Raw genomic sequence first — 15,668 nt, 5'->3', positions numbered from 1 at the left:
GCATCCCGTGCGTGCGACGCCACGGAGGCTACTTCTTCTTGTCGGCAGCGCGGCGCTGAGCGCGGTTGGCGGCGGGTGCGGCCGGTGCGGCGCCGTCCGTGCGCTGCCCGAAGGCACCACGCGGAGCCTCGGCGGTACGCGCGGGAGCGCCTCCCGGGGCAGCAGCGGCGGGGGCGGCTCCGGCCGCCGCGGCAGCCTGCCGCAGGCGGCTCGTGGCACCCTGCTGCACCTGCCCGCGGTCGTTGCGCACCTCGACCTCCCCGGCGTCGTTCGCCGCGGAGTACTCGAGCCGCTGTGCCTCGCTCGGTCCGGCGGCCAAGCCCTTGGCCTCGACCTGAGCGGCCTGCTCGCCGTCGACACGGCGGACCTCGACCTCGAGGTTGAACAGGTAGCCGACCGACTCTTCCTTGATCTGCCCCATCATCGCCTGGAACATCTGGTAGCCCTCGCGCTGATACTCGATCAGCGGATCGCGCTGCGCCATCGCCCGCAGGCCGATACCGTCCTTGAGGTAGTCCATCTCGTACAGGTGGTCGCGCCAGCGGCGGTCGAGCACCTGGAGCACCACGCGGCGCTCGAGTTCGCGCACGGCCTGCTCGCCCAGCTGCTCCTCGCGCTTGGCGTAGGCGATGCGGGCGTCGGAGAGGATCTCCCGCTTGAGCCCTTCGGGGGTGATGCGCCCGCGGGAGCCTGCCTCGGCGACGACCTCATCGATGGTCACACCCACCGGATAGAGCGTCTTCAGTTCGGTCCAGAGCGCGTCGAAGTCCCAGCTCTCGGTGTGCCCACTGCCGGTGTGGTCGTCGATCACCGCGGAAATGGCGTCTTCGATGAAGTGCTGCACCCGGTCGGCGATGTCGTCACCCTGCAGGATGTGGCGGCGATCGGCGTAGATCGCCTCGCGCTGACGGTTGAGGACGTCGTCGTACTTCAGGACGTTCTTCCGCAGCTCGGCGTTGCGCGCCTCGACCTGGGACTGGGCGCTCTTGATCGCGCGCGACACCATGCCCGACTCGATGGCCACGTCGTCGGGGAAGTTCGCCCGGGCCAGGATGGCTTCGGCCGCACCCGACTGGAACAGTCGCATGAGGTCGTCGGTGAGCGACAGGTAGAACCGGCTCTCTCCCGGGTCTCCCTGGCGGCCCGAGCGACCACGCAACTGGTTGTCGATGCGGCGGGACTCGTGCCGCTCCGTGCCGAGCACGTACAGGCCGCCGGCTTCGACGACCTTCGCTCCCTCTTCGGCTACGACCTCGCGGACTCGTGAGTACGCCTCATCCCACTCCGACTCATATGCCTCCGGCGTCTCCACCGGATCGAGCCCCTTGGCCTTGAGCTCCTGCACCGCGAGGAATTCGGCGTTGCCGCCGAGCATGATGTCGGTTCCGCGACCGGCCATGTTCGTGGCGACGGTGACGGCACCCAGGCGCCCGGCGCGCGCGACGATCTCCGCCTCGCGCGCGTGGTTCTTGGCGTTGAGGACCTCGTGCTTGACGCCCTTTTTCGCGAGCAGTCGCGACAGGTACTCGCTCTTCTCCACGCTGGTGGTGCCGACGAGGACAGGCTGGCCGGTGGTGTGGCGCTCGGCGATGTCTTCGACGACCTGCCCGAACTTGGCGGTCTCGTTCTTGTAGACGAGGTCGGACTGGTCCTTACGGATCATCGGCTTGTTCGTCGGGATCGGGACCACGCCGAGCTTGTAGGTCGACATGAACTCGGCCGCCTCGGTCTCGGCGGTACCGGTCATGCCCGCGAGCTTGTCGTAGAGGCGGAAGTAGTTCTGCAGGGTGACCGTGGCGAGGGTCTGGTTCTCCGCCTTGACGGGTACGGCTTCCTTGGCCTCGATGGCCTGGTGGATGCCCTCGTTGTAGCGGCGTCCGACGAGGATGCGGCCGGTGTGCTCATCGACGATCATGACCTCGTCGTTCATGACGACGTAGTCGGTGTCGCGCTTGAACAGCGCGAGCGCCTTGATGGAGTTGTTCAGGAACGAGATGAGCGGGGTGTTGGCCGACTCGTAGAGGTTCTCGATGCCGAGGTAGTCCTCGACCTTCTCGATGCCGGGTTCGAGTACGCCGATCGTGCGCTTCTTCTCGTCCACCTCGTAGTCCACGCCCGCCTCGAGCGTGCGGGCGATCTTGGCGAATTCGGCGAACCAGCGGTTCGCCTCCCCGGAGGACGGGCCGGAGATGATCAGCGGCGTACGCGCCTCGTCGATGAGGATCGAGTCGACCTCGTCGACGATCGCGAAGTAGTGGCCCCGCTGTACGAGGTCTTCCTTGCGCCAGGCCATGTTGTCGCGCAGATAGTCGAAGCCGAACTCGTTGTTCGTGCCGTAGGTGATGTCGGCGGCGTACTGCGCGCGGCGGACCTCGGGCGTCTGCCCCGACACGATGACGCCGGTGGACATTCCGAGGGCGCGGTACACGCGTCCCATGAGCTCGGACTGGTAGGTCGCGAGGTAGTCGTTCACCGTGATGACGTGCACGCCCTGGCCGGCGATGGCGTTGAGATACACCGCGAACGTCGCCGTCAGCGTCTTTCCCTCACCGGTCTTCATCTCGGCGATGTTGCCCAGGTGAAGCGCCGCACCACCCATGATCTGCACGTCGTACGGGCGCTGGCCGAGGGTGCGCTGAGCGGCCTCGCGGACGGCTGCGAAAGCCTCCGGCATGAGGCGGTCGAGGCTCTCCCCCGCCTCGAAGCGCGCGCGCAACTCGGTGGTCTCGCCGCGCAGTTCGTCGTCGGTGAGGTGCGAGTAGTCCTCTTCCAGCGCGTTGACGGCCTTGACCACCTGCTGGAGGCGCCGGATGATCCGGCCTTCTCCGGCACGGAGCAGTCTTTCGAGAGGATTGGCCACGGAGCAATTCCCATCTGTCGGGTTCGGCGCTGTGCGACTCGCACACGGCGCCCGCCTGCACGCAGGCATACCGTGCCATGTTATCCGTTCGTGACCTCGGAAGACCCTGCGAACGCCCCGACGGAAGCGCGCTCAGCGAACACGCGGCACACCTGTGCTCCGCGACTCCTAGGATCGGAGTCATGGCCGGGTTCTGGGGTAAGCGCAAGCGTGAAGAGCAGGATGCAGCGGACGCCGATCTCGCCAAACGGGCCGAGCTCGCGCTGGTCGCGGCGGACGAGCGCATCCGACTGACCTCCGACGAGCTGGACTTCGCCGTGGCCGAGTTGGGCGATGTCCGAACCGCCGACCTGCGTTCCGCGCTGACGGCCGTGCGCACGCACATGAGCGAAGCGTTCCAGCTGCACCAGTTGAACCACGACCACATCCCCGATACACCGGAAGAACTCCGGACGCGTAACGCGCGCATCATCCAGCTGTGCGAATGGGCGGAAGACCTCCTCGAGGAGCGGACGACCGCGCTGCAGCCCGCGATCGAGGCGGTGCGCCGCGCGCCCGAGATCCTGCAGCGCATCCGCACCGACCGCGCGCGGCTGGAGGAGCGTGTCCCGAACGCGCGTGAGGCGGTGGCTCGCCTTTCCGGCCGGTACAGCGCCTCGGCGCTCCGTCAGATCAACGGCAACCCCGACGAGGCCGATCAGCTCCTCGACTTCGCCGTCCACTCCGCCGACGTCTCGCAGCGCCGACGGGAGGCCGGTCAGCGGGAACAGGCATCGGTCGCGCTGGAAGCGGCGACGGAGGCCGTGCGCCGAGCCGAGTCGCTCCTGGACGCGGTGGACGCGTTCGAGATCGAGGCGCTCCGCGCCGAATCCACACTGGCTGCCGTCATCGACGACTCTCGCAGCGACCTGGTCGAGGCGCGCAACGGCCCGATGACCCCCACCGTCACCACGGCGATGGCGGAGCTCGAGGCGGCGCTGGCCTCCCTGCCCGCGAATGCCGCGAAGGACGACCCCTTCGGCGCTCTCTCCCGCTTGCGCACCGCGAACGCGGCGCTGGATGTGGCCCGCGAGCGGGCGGCGCGTCCGGTGATCTCCGAGGCGCACGTGCGGCATATGGTCGATGACGCGGACCGCCAGATCTCCGTCGCGCGCAGCGTCATCGCCGGTCATCGCGGGTGGATCGGGGCCGACGCGCGCACGCGGCTGGCCGAGGCCGAGCGGCTGAGGGGCGAGATCCCGCTGGGTCCGATCCCCGAGGACGACCGCGAAGCGGCCCAGGCCGTCGCACGACGCGCAGGCGCTCTGGCGAGCGAAGCGCTGCAGCTGGCGCAGCAGGACATCGACTCCTCCCGCCCCGACGACTGGAACAACGGCGGCTGGGGCGGCCGTGGTGGCGGGCGCGGCATGGGCGGCATGGGCGGCGGCGGCATGGGCGGCGGCATCCTCGGCGGCCTCGTCATCGGCTCGCTGCTGGGCGACATCTTCGACGGCTGACCCGCTCCCTCCCCACCCCCCCACCCGTCGACTCGCCAGCAACCGTCGCCCCGCGCGCGAAAATTGCGCGTTTGTTGGCGACTCAACGAGAGAACCCCCGCCGAAGCGGGGGTTCTCGTGCGTCACAGGGTGCCTACGAAGCGACCCTCGCGGCGGGCGGAGCGGCAGTCTCGAGGGAAATCACACCGTAGTCCCAGCCCTTGCGGCGGTAGACGACGCTCGGGTGGTCGGTGCGCGCGTCGATGAAGAGGAAGAAGTCGTGGCCGACGAGCTCCATCCGGTCGACGGCCTCCTCGACGGTCATCCACTCCGCCTCGAACTGCTTCGTGCGAATGACCACCGGGGTGTACGGCTCGTCGTCGCCGGAGCCGATGACGGGAATCTGCCCGGTGGCCACGGCCCGGAGAACGTCAACCGACGCCGGTTCGACGTCGATGCCCTCCAGCGACCCGGTGCCCTTTTCGAACTTCGCGCCTCGCGGATGGTTCCGATTGTCGACGCGCTTCTCCTTCGCGCGCCGCAGCTGCTCGCTGAGCTTGTCGACCGCAAGGTCGAGCGCAGCGAACTTGTCGGCGTCTGTCGCTTCAGCCCGGACGACCGGGCCCTTGCTGGACAGGGTCAGTTCGACCGTGTCGTCTTCCATGTGCCCGTTGTGGTGAGCCCGGTGAGTGACCTTCACCTCGAGAACCCCGGCCCGGGGACAGAGGTGTTCGATGCGGGCGGCCTTCTCCTCGACGACACTGCGGAAGCGGTCGGTGATACCAACCCCTACGCCGACGATGCTCGTGTCCATCCGTTACCTCCTTGTTCCGGGTCCGCCCTGTTCCGGGTTTCACGGTGCCAAGGACGGACTCTCCGTCGCCTTGTGTCCCCCCACGGTAGCCGCGTCGCCGGGAAGTGTCACGGGGGAATGGCGGATGTGTCACGGACGCGTAGAATCCGGCGCGGTGTCGCGGCCACGGTCACCGCGCCGATCACCTCGGCACCGGCGGCGCGGAGGGCGCGGTCGGCCTCGCGCAGCGTCGCCCCGGTGGTGACGACGTCGTCGACGAGGAGGACACGGCGCTCGATCGGTCGCGGCGCGCACATGCTGCCCGCGACATTCGAGGCCCGGGCGGTGCGGCCGAGCGTCCGCTGGTCGGCGGTGCGCCGCCCCACCTGAAGGAGGCGCTCGGGCCGCCAGCCGGCGCGACGGGCCAGGAGTTCGGCCACGCGGTAGCCCCGCCGCCGCATCGCGGCCGCCGAGGTGGGCACGGCGACCACCGACACGTCGGTCAGGTCCCACGAGGCGGCGCTGTCGCGCAACGCAGCCCCGAGCGGCCGCGCGAGCGACGTCCGGCCGTCCTCCTTGAGCGCACGGATCACCCGCGCCACCGTCCCGTCGTAGACCAGCGCACTGCGCACCGGCAATCCGTCAAGGCGTCGAAGCGCGGGCGCGGCGCCCAGCTGCGAGCGGCACACATCACACAGCGCGACGTCGGATGCGCCGCATCCGGCGCACTCGACGGGCAGCACGAACGCGAGCGCCTCGGCGAGCGCCTGCCGCATCGGTGCCAGGTCCATACGCGCAGCCTGCCGGGTTCACCGGGCCACCCGCGCGTGCCGGTGATATCGGTGGATGACCGCGCACCCAGCCTGGTTGTGCAGGAGGGCTAGGGCATCCCCTGCTGCCCGGAAAGAACCCGGACATCTGCGGCGAGCTGCTGCCACGTCGGGCCCTGCCGCACGTAGAGGACATCGTCATTCGTCAGCAACCGCGCACTCGAGTTGCCGCCGGTCACGGAGGAGACTCCGGCGGGAATCGTCAGATCAGTGCCGGGACCGCCGACCGGTTGTTCGCGCAGCGACACTTCTCCGCCCGCCCGGACCAGCAGGCCGAGGGTCGTGTCGTCCAGCCAGGCGAGGCCGGCCGCGTCCCCCATGACCGTGGCGACGGACTGCGGCTCCCCCAGCGCCATGCTCGCCCCCTCCGCGGTACGCCTGATGCCGGCGACCCAGAGCTCGGTGTGGCCGCGCACCGTCACGGCCGCGGCGACGCGCGCGCCGTCGCGGGAGACCTGCAGCGCCGAGATCGCCGCCGCCTGCAGCCATGCCGACTCGACCGGCACGGCGCCGCCGTCCGCCGGGTACGCCCTGACGGCCGACGGCTGGTCACGGGGCACGGTCCACACCACCCCGAAGGGATCGATCGTGGGAGCCAGCAGTCCCGGGCGCTCGTCGAGGAGGGCAGTCGTCGCGTCCGCGCCGGCACGCACGGCGGCACCCGAAGCCGTAAGCACCGCCGCCATCTCCAGGTCGCCCGACACCTCGACCGCCGCGGCATCCACGGACTCCACCGCCTGCGACAAGCCCGCGACGGGCTCGACGACCTCGCCGTCGAGGAAGCCGAAGCGCCCGTCGGCCAGCTCCACCAGCGATTGGGCATCCACCCGGGTGGGACGCGTCGGGGCGGCGCGCGCCTCCAGGGGCGAACCGTTCGCGGTCATCTGGACGCTCGTGACACCCGCCGTCCGCAGCGACGCCTCGAGCTGCGCCTGCATGCGATCCAACACGTTCTGCCCGAGCGGCAGAGCGGCGCCGGAGAGATCGACCTGCGCCACCCCATCGGGCAGAGGCACCGCGCGCGCAGCCGTCTCGACGTCTTCGGGGAAGGCCGTCACCACCGAGCCCGACAGCCACGGGCTCGGCGACCCGTCGATCAATGCACCGGCCACATACGTCGCCAGATTCGTGCGGGGGAACCAGCGGACATCCGGAACGAGGAACTGCCACGACGGGTCGAAGTACGCCAGCGACACCGAGCTGAAGACGCTCCGGAACGTCTCCTCGAACAGGACGATGCCGTCGGGCGCTTCCGAGATGCGCCACTGATCGTCCTCCTGCACGAGAGTGAAGCTCAGGGTGGCCGAACCGCCGCTCTGGGCGGCGTAGGCGCCCTCGGAGTCCACCAGCCCGGTCGGGGTGATCTCCACGGTGCTGACCCCGTCGACCGGCGCGGTGGGCGCCGAGCGATCCCGAAGGCGGTCGACCGTGACCGTCGTGAGGGGGTTCCACTCCCGCGCGAAGGAGTCGGAGAGGAACAGCCGCGCGGTCGCCCAAGAATCCTGCGGTCCCGAACCGGCGCGGATGAACCCGGTGATGATGTCTTCCGGCGACGCACCGGGCTGCGGCTCGTCGGGGACGAAGAGGATGTCGGGATCGGCCTGGACGTCGACGGGGGAACGCCCCGGATACACCGCGCCGGAGCTCGGCAACCCGGCGCACGCGGTGAGGAGGAGCACGAGTGCGGCGGCGGCCACGGCGGCCAGGCGCCTCATGACCCGCCCCCGGGAACCTCGATCGGCTGAGTGAGACCCAGCGCCTCCAGCGTTGCAGCGTCTTCGTCGGCATCCAGGGGGATCGGAGACGGCCCGGCGGGGTCTCCCCCGCGACGCGGCAGTGTCAGGACGAAGTGCGATCCGCGTCCGAGCTCCGACCACACCTCCAGCCGGCCCCCGTGCAGTCGCGCGTCGCCCAGGGCGATCGACAGGCCCAGGCCCGTCCCGCCGATCGTGCGCGTGCGGGACGGATCGGCTCGCCAGAAGCGGTCGAACACGTGCTCGACCTCCTCCGGGCGCATCCCCAGTCCGAAGTCGCGCACGCCCAGCGCCACCGCGTTCTGGTCGCTGTCGACGGTGAGGACGATGGGGCGCCCCTCGCCGTGCTCGATGGCGTTGCCGAGGAGGTTGCGCACGATGCGGCGCACGCGGCGCGCGTCCATCTCCACCAGCGAGTGTCCACCCGGTGCCAGCAGACGCACTTCCGACCCGTGCCGTTCCGCGAGTTGGTGCATCGATCCGATGACGTCCTCGGCGAGGTGCGCGAGGCTGGTGGGTTCGAGTTCGAGCTGCACCGATCCCGCGTCGTATCGGCTGATCTCGAGCAGATCGGTCAGGAGCGTTTCGAATCGTTGAACCTGGGCATGCATCAGCTCGGCGGCCCGTGCGGTGGCGGGGTCGAAGCCGTCGCGCTGATCGTTCAGCATGTCGGCGGCCAGCCGGATGGTCGTCAACGGCGTGCGCAGCTCGTGCGAGACGTCGGAGACGAACCGCTGCTGCACGAGGGAGAGCTCAGCCAGCTCTTTGATCTGCGACTCGATGCTGTCGGCCATCGCGTTGAACGAGCGGCCGAGCACGGCCAGCTCGTCGTCGCCGCGCACCGGGAGGCGCACCGCGAGGTCGCCGGCGGCGAGCTGCGCGCTCGTCTCGGCCGCCTCCCCGATGGGGACGGTCACCGACCGCAACGCGAACCAGGTGATGCCGCCGATGAGCGCGACCAGCACCAGCCCCACCACCCACAGCATCGCCTGCACGAATGTGAGGGTGGCCGACGCAGCATCCAGGTTGTATGCGAGGTACAGCTCATAGGGACCCACCCCGCGCACGTCGAGCTGCTGGCCGACCAGGATGCCGGGACCCACGGCGTCCCCGGTGCGCAACCCGACCGACTGCCACCACTGAGCCTCACCGCTGGAGCGCACCAGTTCGCGCAACTCGGGGGTCACGAGGGTGCGGTCGAATCCGACCGAGTCGACGTTCTGCGGCGCGAGGGACGAGGCATCCGTATCGATCCGGTACGACGCGAAGGCGTCGGCACCGGACTGCTGCGACAGCGTCTGGAGCACGCTGTTCATGAGGTTCTGCACGGTGACGGGATCGTCCGTCTCGGCCGAGGCGTCCAACCGGATCTGCGCGGCCACGGTGGCGCGCTGAGCGGAGGTGAGGGCCTGCCGGAGGCGTGACTGGAACAGGTCGTTCTGAATCGCCAAGGCCATCCAGACACACGCGATCAGGATCGTCAGGGCCGTCAGCCCGAGCGTGACGAGGATCGTCCGGAACCGCAGCGACCGCCGCCACAGGCTCGCGATCCGCCCCGGCCACGACTTCCACCCCTGCACGGCGGTGGGCACCGCTCGCCGCGGGGCCGCCACCGCCGTCATCCCGGCCTCACACCACCGCGCCGGCGCGATACCCGACGCCGCGCACGGTGGTGACGATGCGGGGGTTGTCCGGGTCGGTCTCGACCTTGGCGCGCAGCCGCTGGACGTGCACGTTCACCAGACGCGTGTCGGCCTTGTAGTGGTAACCCCACACCTGCTCGAGGAGCATCTCCCGGGAGAACACCTGCTGCGGTTTGGATGCCAGCGCCACGAGCAGCTCGAACTCCAAGGGCGTGAGCGCGATGACCGTGTCGCCCCGGCGTACCTCGTGCGCCGCGACGTCGACCGTCAGATCGCCGATCCGCAGTACCTCGCCGCCGTCGGGGGTGGCCGGTCGCAGGCGCGTGCGGATGCGGGCGACCAGCTCCTTCGGGTTGAACGGCTTCACGATGTAGTCGTCGGCGCCGGATTCCAGACCCTTCACGACGTCGGCCGTGTCGGTGCGCGCCGTCAGCATGATGATCGGAACCCCCGACTCGGCCCGGACCCGCCTGCACACCTCGATGCCGTCCATCCCCGGCAGCATGAGGTCGAGCAGGATGAGGTCGGGGCGCTCGCGCCGCCACGCCTCGACGGCCTCGGCACCGTCGGCACAGAACGCGGTCTCGAATCCCTCGGTCCGCAGCACGATGCCGATCATTTCGGCCAGCGCAGTGTCGTCGTCGACCACCAGGATCCGTGAAGTCATCTGCGCGTTCGTCCTCACATCCATCCCGCTGCGCAACGGGCAGGCGCAACAGCCTCCCCGTGCGCTCTCCACACAGTAGTCGACGCGACTGAGCGCACGCCGAGCGCCTCGCCCGCGTGTGACACGATAGAACGAGCCCAGCACGAGGAGGCGCTTGTGACCGCGTATCCGGCCTGGACGCCGGCCCCCCGACCGGGCATCGTGCCACTGCATCCCTATGGCTTCGGCACCACGCTCGGCCGGTCGTTCACCGCACTGCGGCAGAACCCCGGCGTTCTCCTGGGCTTCGCGCTCGGCGTGCAGGCGCTGGCCTTCCTCGTCCTCATTCTCGTGACCGGCGGTGTCGCGTTCGCGGCGTTCTCGCGCCTGGACACGCTGACCCCCGGCACGGACGACTTCGAGGCGGTGACGGCGGGATCCATCGCGATCACGGCGATCACCGGCGTCGTCCTGTCGCTCGCCGCCGGCGCGCTGGGCGTTCTCGTGCAGGCCGTGGTCGTCACCGAGGTGGCGCACGCGGTGGTCGCCGAGAAGCTGCCGCTGCGTGCCCTGTGGCGACGCATCCGCCCGGTCGCCGGCCGCCTGCTCGCGTACACGTTCCTCCTCCTGCTCGCCGTCGTCGTCGCATTGGCCATCGTCGTGGCGATCCTGTTCGCGCTCGGCAATGCGGCGCTCCCCCTGGCTGTCCTCGGCGGGATCGCCACGTTCCTCGCGGCGATCCCGCTGAGCCTGTGGCTGAACACCAAGCTGCTCCTCGTACCCGCGGTGATCATCCTGGAACAGGCGAGCATCAGGCAGGCGCTTTCCCGCTCGTGGCGCCTGACCCGCACGCGGTTCTGGCCGACGCTCGGCATCATCGTGATCATCTCGCTCACCTTCGGCGTGCTCGCGCAGCTGGTGGGCATCCCCCTGCAGTTCGCGACACTGGGACTCACCACGGTCGTCACCCCCACCGGCGACCCCGAGGCCGGCGCGATCATCGCCTTCCTCATCACCGCAGTGATCACGCAGATCGTGACGATCCTCATCCAGTGCGTGGCGCTGATCGTGCAGTCCACCGCGACCGCACTGATCTACGTGGACTGCCGCATGCGGCACGAGGGTCTCGACCTTGACCTGCTCGCCTACGTCGAGAAGCGGGATGCGGGCGCCTCCGACCTTCCCGACCCGTACCGCGTGCACATCGGGCGCGAGCTCGGCGCTCGTCCCGGGACCGCCGCCGGACCGGCGTACGGCGTCGCGCCGGCGTACGGCGTCGCCGGACCGGCGTCCGCGCCGCCGGGTGCGCCGCCCCTGCCGCCCTACGCCACTCCGTCGTGGCCGCCCCCCGCCTCCGCGCCGATCCCGGGGCCGCCTGCCGCCCCCTCGCCCGCCGCGCCCTCGCCTGCCGCCCCGTCGCCTGCCACGCCGAACCTGCCTGCGGCGCCCGCCACCACCTGGGCGCCTCCGGGGGCATCCCCCGATACCGGTCCGACGGAACGACAGCGGTGACCCCCGCCCTCGCGGCTCCCCTGCTCCCGGATCCGGAGGATGCCCGGGAACGGCTGCGCCGGGAGCTCGCCGACCCGATCTACGACGCCGCCGAGCCGACCTTCCTCGACCGCGCCGCCCGCGCCGTCGGCGAGTTCTTCACGCGTCTGCTCAACCCCGAACTCTCCGGTGGATGGGGACCGGCCGCGGCCGTCGTCGCGACGATCGTGGTCGTGGCGATCGCGGTCGCCGCGATCGTCGTCTGGGGCCGTCCGCGCTCGGCCGCGCGCTCGCATCAGGGGCCCGGCGACCTGTTCGGCGCCGACGGGACTCGGTCGGCGGCGCAGTTGCGGGCGGATGCTGCCGCCCAGGCGGCGCGCGGACGCTGGGAGGACGCGATCGCGCTGCGCTTTCGCGCCCTCGCCCGCGGGCTGACCGAACGAGTGATCGTCGAGCCGCCGCCCGGAACGACGGCCCAGGCCTTCGCACGGGACGCCGCGCGGGTCTTCCCCGCCTCAGCATCCGACCTCGCGGCCGCCGCTGCCACCTTCGACGACGTCCGCTACCTGCGTCGCCCCGGCACCGCTGCGCTCTACGACCAGATCGCGAGGCTCGACGACACTCTCGCCGAGGCTCGTCCGGCGCTGATCGAGGCACCGCGATGACCGTGACCACGCTCCACCCGCCGCGCCGGCGGACACGGCTGCTGGGATGGGCCGCGATCGCGGCGGCACTCATCCTCGTCGCCATCGTCGGCAGCCTCCTCGCACAGGCCGCCACCTGGGCCGAGCGGGGCGCGCTCGATCCCGAGTCGGCCGGACCCGACGGCGCCCGCGCGATCGCCCGCGCACTGGCGGACGACGGCATCGACGTGCGGATCGCGCGGGATCGCGCCGCCGCCTCCGCGGCTCTGGCCGAAGGGGACGCGACCCTCGCCCTCCCCGACGTCCCCGGCCTTTCCGACGAAGCTGTCGCTGACCTCACCGCGGATGCCGCCAACGTGGTGCTCCTGGAGCCGCGGTCACGAACCCTGCGGCTCCTGCTCGACGGATCAGCCCCGGCCGGGATCTTCGCCGACACCCCCCTCGCCCCGGGGTGCGCGTTCCCCGCCGCGCGCCGCGCGGGTGAGATCTTCGCCGGCGAGCTGTTCACCCCCGGCGACGGCGTCGCGGGGTGCTACCCGCAGGACGAGGGATTCGCGCTCTTGACGGCGACGGACACGTCAGGCACGATCACGGCGGTCGACGGCCGCACCCTGCTCGCGAACGATGCGGTCGACGATGCCGGGAACGCCGCCCTGGCGCTGACCCTGCTCGGGTCGCAGCCCACGCTCGTCTGGTACATCCCCTCACTGAGCGACGCGGATGCGGCGCCGCCGACGCTCGGGGAGCTCACGCCGCCGTGGGTCACCCCCGCGATCGTGCTGCTCCTGGTGGCCGGCGTCACGGCGGCGATCTGGCAGGGGCGGCGATTCGGCCCGCTCGTGGCGGAGACGCTTCCGGTCACCGTCCGCGCCTCCGAGACGACCGTCGGGCGGGGGCGCCTGTATGCGCAGAGCCGCGACGCCGCGCACGCGGCCGATCAGCTCCGCGCCGCCGCGATCGGCCGGATCGGCCGCACCCTGGGCCTCGGACCCTCCGTGGACGCAGGAGCGGTAGCGGATGCGGCAGCCCGCCGCGTCGCGACCGACCCGGCCGCCGTGCGCAGCATCCTGATCTCCTCGGTGCCGGCCACCGACCGCGAGCTCGTCGACCTCTCCGACCGCCTACGAGACCTCGAAGCGGCCGTCTCGGCCGCCACCCGACCGGAAGGGACCCCCTCCCCATGAGCGACGCCAGGATCGAACGCGAGAACCCCGCGGACGACGCGGCCCTCCGCGAAGCCATGCACCGCGTGCGCGGCGAGATCGGCAAGGCGGTCGTCGGCCAGGACGGCACCGTCACCGGGCTGCTGATCGCCCTGCTCGCGCGCGGGCACGTGCTGCTGGAGGGGGTGCCCGGTGTCGCCAAGACGCTGCTGGTCCGCTCCTTCAGCCGCGCCGTGGGCCTGGACACCAAGCGCATCCAGTTCACCCCCGACCTCATGCCGGGCGACGTCTCCGGCTCGCTGATCTACGACGCGCGCAGCGGCGAATTCGAGTTCCGCGCCGGCCCGGTGTTCACGAACATCGTCCTCGCCGACGAGATCAACCGCACGCCGCCGAAGACCCAGGCCGCGCTCCTGGAGGCGATGGAGGAACGCCAGGTCTCCACCGACGGGGTGACCCGGCCCCTTCCCGAGCCGTTCCTCGTCGCGGCGACACAGAACCCCATCGAGCACGAGGGCACCTACTCGCTCCCCGAGGCGCAGCTCGACCGCTTCCTCCTCAAGCTCCTGGTCGATGTCCCGGGGCGCGATGCCGAGCTCGCGGTGCTGCGCCGCCACGCGAACGGCTTCGATCCGCAGGCGCTGGATGCCGCCGGGGTCGAGCAGACCGTCACCCCCGAGGAGATCCTCGGCGCGCAGCGCGCCGCCGCAGCGGTCACGGTCGCAGACGACGTGCTCGGTTACGTCGTCGACCTGGCCCGGGCCACACGGCAGAGTCCGTCGGTCTCGCTGGGCGTGAGCCCGCGTGCCACGACCGGACTCCTGGCCGCCGCGAAGGCGTGGGCGTGGCTAAGCGGCTACCCCGCGATCACACCCGACCACGTGCAGACGATGCTGGTACCGACGTGGCGGCACCGCATCCGGCTGCGTCCCGACGCTGAGATCGAAGGCGTCTCGGTCGACGCGATCCTCGCGTCCATCCAGCAGCAGACCCGCGTTCCGCTCTGACCGTGTACATCACCGGCCGCCTTCCGCTCCTCGTCGCCCTCGGGGTGGTGCCCGTCGTGCTCCTGACGGCGGCAGGCGTGGCGCCGTGGGCGGTCGTCGGCGGATGGATGCTGCTGTGCGCCGTCCTCGCTGCCGCCGATGTCGCCGGGGCCGCGGACCCTCGCGTCCTTCTCCTGGAGCGCCGCCTCCCCGCCCGGAGTCTGCGGGACGAACCGGTCGTCTCGGAGATCGTGGTGACCAATCCCGGCCCGAAGCCGCTCCGCGGGCTGCTCCGTGATGCCTGGCAACCGACGGCCGGAGCGGAGAATGCCCGGCTCCAGCTGGACGTCCCCGCGGGCGAACGACGCATCCTGCGGCAGACCCTTCGGCCGAGGCGGCGCGGGGAGCTGCGCTCCGAGTTCGCGGTGGCGCGGGCGGGAGGCCCCCTGGGTCTGGCCGGTCGCCAGGCCCGCCTGGACGCACCGGGGCGGCTGCGCGTGCTCCCGCCGTTCCGCGCCCGTCGGCACCTGCCGTCGCGCCTGGCCCGGCTGCGCGAGCTGGACGGAAACACCAGCGTGCAGGTGCGCGGCCAGGGAACCGAGTTCGACAGCCTCCGCGAATACGTCCGCGGCGACGACGTCCGCTCGATCGACTGGCGCGCGACGGCGCGGGCCGGCACCACCATGCTTCGTACGTGGCGGCCCGAGCGCGACCGGCACATCGTGATCGTCGTGGACACCGGCCGCACGTCAGCGGCCCGCGTGGGTGACGGCGTCCGCCTCGACGCGGGAATGGAGACCGCGCTGCTGCTGTCGGCGCTCGCTCAGCGAGCCGGCGACCACGTGCACCTGCTGATGTTCGACCGCGTCGTCCGAGCCCGCGTAACCCGCGTGGAGGGTCCGGCACTCCTCCCTGCGCTGGTGGACGCGATGGCACCGGTCGAACCGGCGCTCCTTGACACCGATTGGGATGCGGCGCTCGCCCACGTGCGAACCTTCACCACGCACCCCTCCCTCGTCGTGCTGGTCACCGCGCACGACGACCCGGCCGCGGCACGGGGCTTCCTCGGCTCGCTGCCCGCGCTGGCCGCCCGCTCCCGGGTCTTGGTGGCGACCGCGTCCGACGCTCCCGCGGCCGATCCGCCGCGCACGACCGCCGCCGAGGTCTACGCCGCTGCCGCCGCCGAGCGGGCCGAGCAGGATGCCCGGCGCGTCGCCGCGGCAGTGGAGCGTGCGGGCGGCGATGCGGTCACCGCATCCGCCGACGACCTCCCTCCGCGCGTAGCCGACCGCTACCTCGCGCTGAAGGCCGCCGGCCGCCTGTAGTCCCGGCCCCCTCGCACGCGAAAGGCCCGCCCCTTCCGGGACGGGCCTTTCGGATGCG

The 15,668-nt window shown here is 71.3% G+C and carries 12 protein-coding genes; 6 read left to right on the top strand and 6 right to left on the bottom strand.

The window, feature by feature from the left end:
* Positions 1-28: 28 nt before the first annotated feature.
* Complete coding sequence (secA, locus tag AC4FS2_RS02620) at positions 29-2,860, bottom strand: preprotein translocase subunit SecA (RefSeq protein ID WP_491176342.1); 2,832 nt, start codon at positions 2,858-2,860, stop codon at positions 29-31.
* A 182-nt stretch (positions 2,861-3,042) separates the two neighbouring features.
* Here secA and AC4FS2_RS02615 point away from each other — a divergent pair, with 182 nt between their 5' ends.
* Positions 3,043-4,356, top strand: a complete 1,314-nt coding sequence (locus AC4FS2_RS02615) for a hypothetical protein (protein WP_491153766.1) — start codon at positions 3,043-3,045, stop codon at positions 4,354-4,356.
* Between the two features lie 133 nt (positions 4,357-4,489).
* Here AC4FS2_RS02615 and hpf read toward each other — a convergent pair whose 3' ends face one another.
* From hpf to mtrA, 5 genes are all read right to left on the bottom strand, one after another.
* On the bottom strand, positions 4,490-5,149 hold the full coding sequence (gene hpf, locus AC4FS2_RS02610; RefSeq protein WP_491176341.1) for a ribosome hibernation-promoting factor, HPF/YfiA family: 660 nt from the start codon (positions 5,147-5,149) through the stop codon (positions 4,490-4,492).
* A gap of 107 nt (positions 5,150-5,256) precedes the next feature.
* A complete protein-coding gene (locus AC4FS2_RS02605; protein WP_491176339.1) occupies positions 5,257-5,919 on the bottom strand; it encodes a ComF family protein in 663 nt (220 codons plus the stop codon).
* A gap of 89 nt (positions 5,920-6,008) precedes the next feature.
* Entirely contained in the window at positions 6,009-7,673 is a 1,665-nt protein-coding gene (locus AC4FS2_RS02600) for an LpqB family beta-propeller domain-containing protein (RefSeq protein WP_491176337.1), read from the bottom strand.
* Positions 7,670-9,334 (bottom strand): MtrAB system histidine kinase MtrB, encoded by a 1,665-nt coding sequence (gene mtrB, locus AC4FS2_RS02595; protein WP_491153774.1) that lies wholly within the window; start codon positions 9,332-9,334, stop codon positions 7,670-7,672. The genes AC4FS2_RS02600 and mtrB overlap by 4 nt, the downstream gene beginning before the upstream one ends.
* A 7-nt stretch (positions 9,335-9,341) precedes the next feature.
* Positions 9,342-10,022 carry an MtrAB system response regulator MtrA gene (gene mtrA / locus AC4FS2_RS02590; RefSeq protein ID WP_491153775.1) on the bottom strand — a complete coding sequence of 227 codons (681 nt, stop codon included), beginning with the start codon at positions 10,020-10,022 and terminating at the stop codon, positions 9,342-9,344.
* Between the two features lie 156 nt (positions 10,023-10,178).
* Here mtrA and AC4FS2_RS02585 point away from each other — a divergent pair, with 156 nt between their 5' ends.
* The 5 genes from AC4FS2_RS02585 to AC4FS2_RS02565 are packed head-to-tail and all read left to right on the top strand — an operon-like array spanning position 10,179 to position 15,610.
* Positions 10,179-11,513 (top strand): glycerophosphoryl diester phosphodiesterase membrane domain-containing protein, encoded by a 1,335-nt coding sequence (locus AC4FS2_RS02585; RefSeq protein ID WP_491176336.1) that lies wholly within the window; start codon positions 10,179-10,181, stop codon positions 11,511-11,513.
* Complete coding sequence (locus tag AC4FS2_RS02580) at positions 11,510-12,157, top strand: DUF4129 domain-containing protein (RefSeq protein ID WP_491176334.1); 648 nt, start codon at positions 11,510-11,512, stop codon at positions 12,155-12,157. The genes AC4FS2_RS02585 and AC4FS2_RS02580 overlap by 4 nt, the downstream gene beginning before the upstream one ends.
* On the top strand, positions 12,154-13,320 hold the full coding sequence (locus AC4FS2_RS02575; RefSeq protein WP_491176332.1) for a DUF4350 domain-containing protein: 1,167 nt from the start codon (positions 12,154-12,156) through the stop codon (positions 13,318-13,320). The genes AC4FS2_RS02580 and AC4FS2_RS02575 overlap by 4 nt, the downstream gene beginning before the upstream one ends.
* Entirely contained in the window at positions 13,317-14,306 is a 990-nt protein-coding gene (locus tag AC4FS2_RS02570) for an AAA family ATPase (RefSeq protein ID WP_491153780.1), read from the top strand. The genes AC4FS2_RS02575 and AC4FS2_RS02570 overlap by 4 nt, the downstream gene beginning before the upstream one ends.
* A gap of 2 nt (positions 14,307-14,308) precedes the next feature.
* Positions 14,309-15,610 carry a DUF58 domain-containing protein gene (locus tag AC4FS2_RS02565; RefSeq protein ID WP_491176330.1) on the top strand — a complete coding sequence of 434 codons (1,302 nt, stop codon included), beginning with the start codon at positions 14,309-14,311 and terminating at the stop codon, positions 15,608-15,610.
* Positions 15,611-15,668 lie beyond the last annotated feature (58 nt).

The organism is Microbacterium sp. Z10_103 (genome assembly GCF_058310455.1).
The sequence above is the reverse complement of the archived record's forward strand: the minus strand, read 5'-3'. Positions and strand labels throughout refer to the sequence as shown.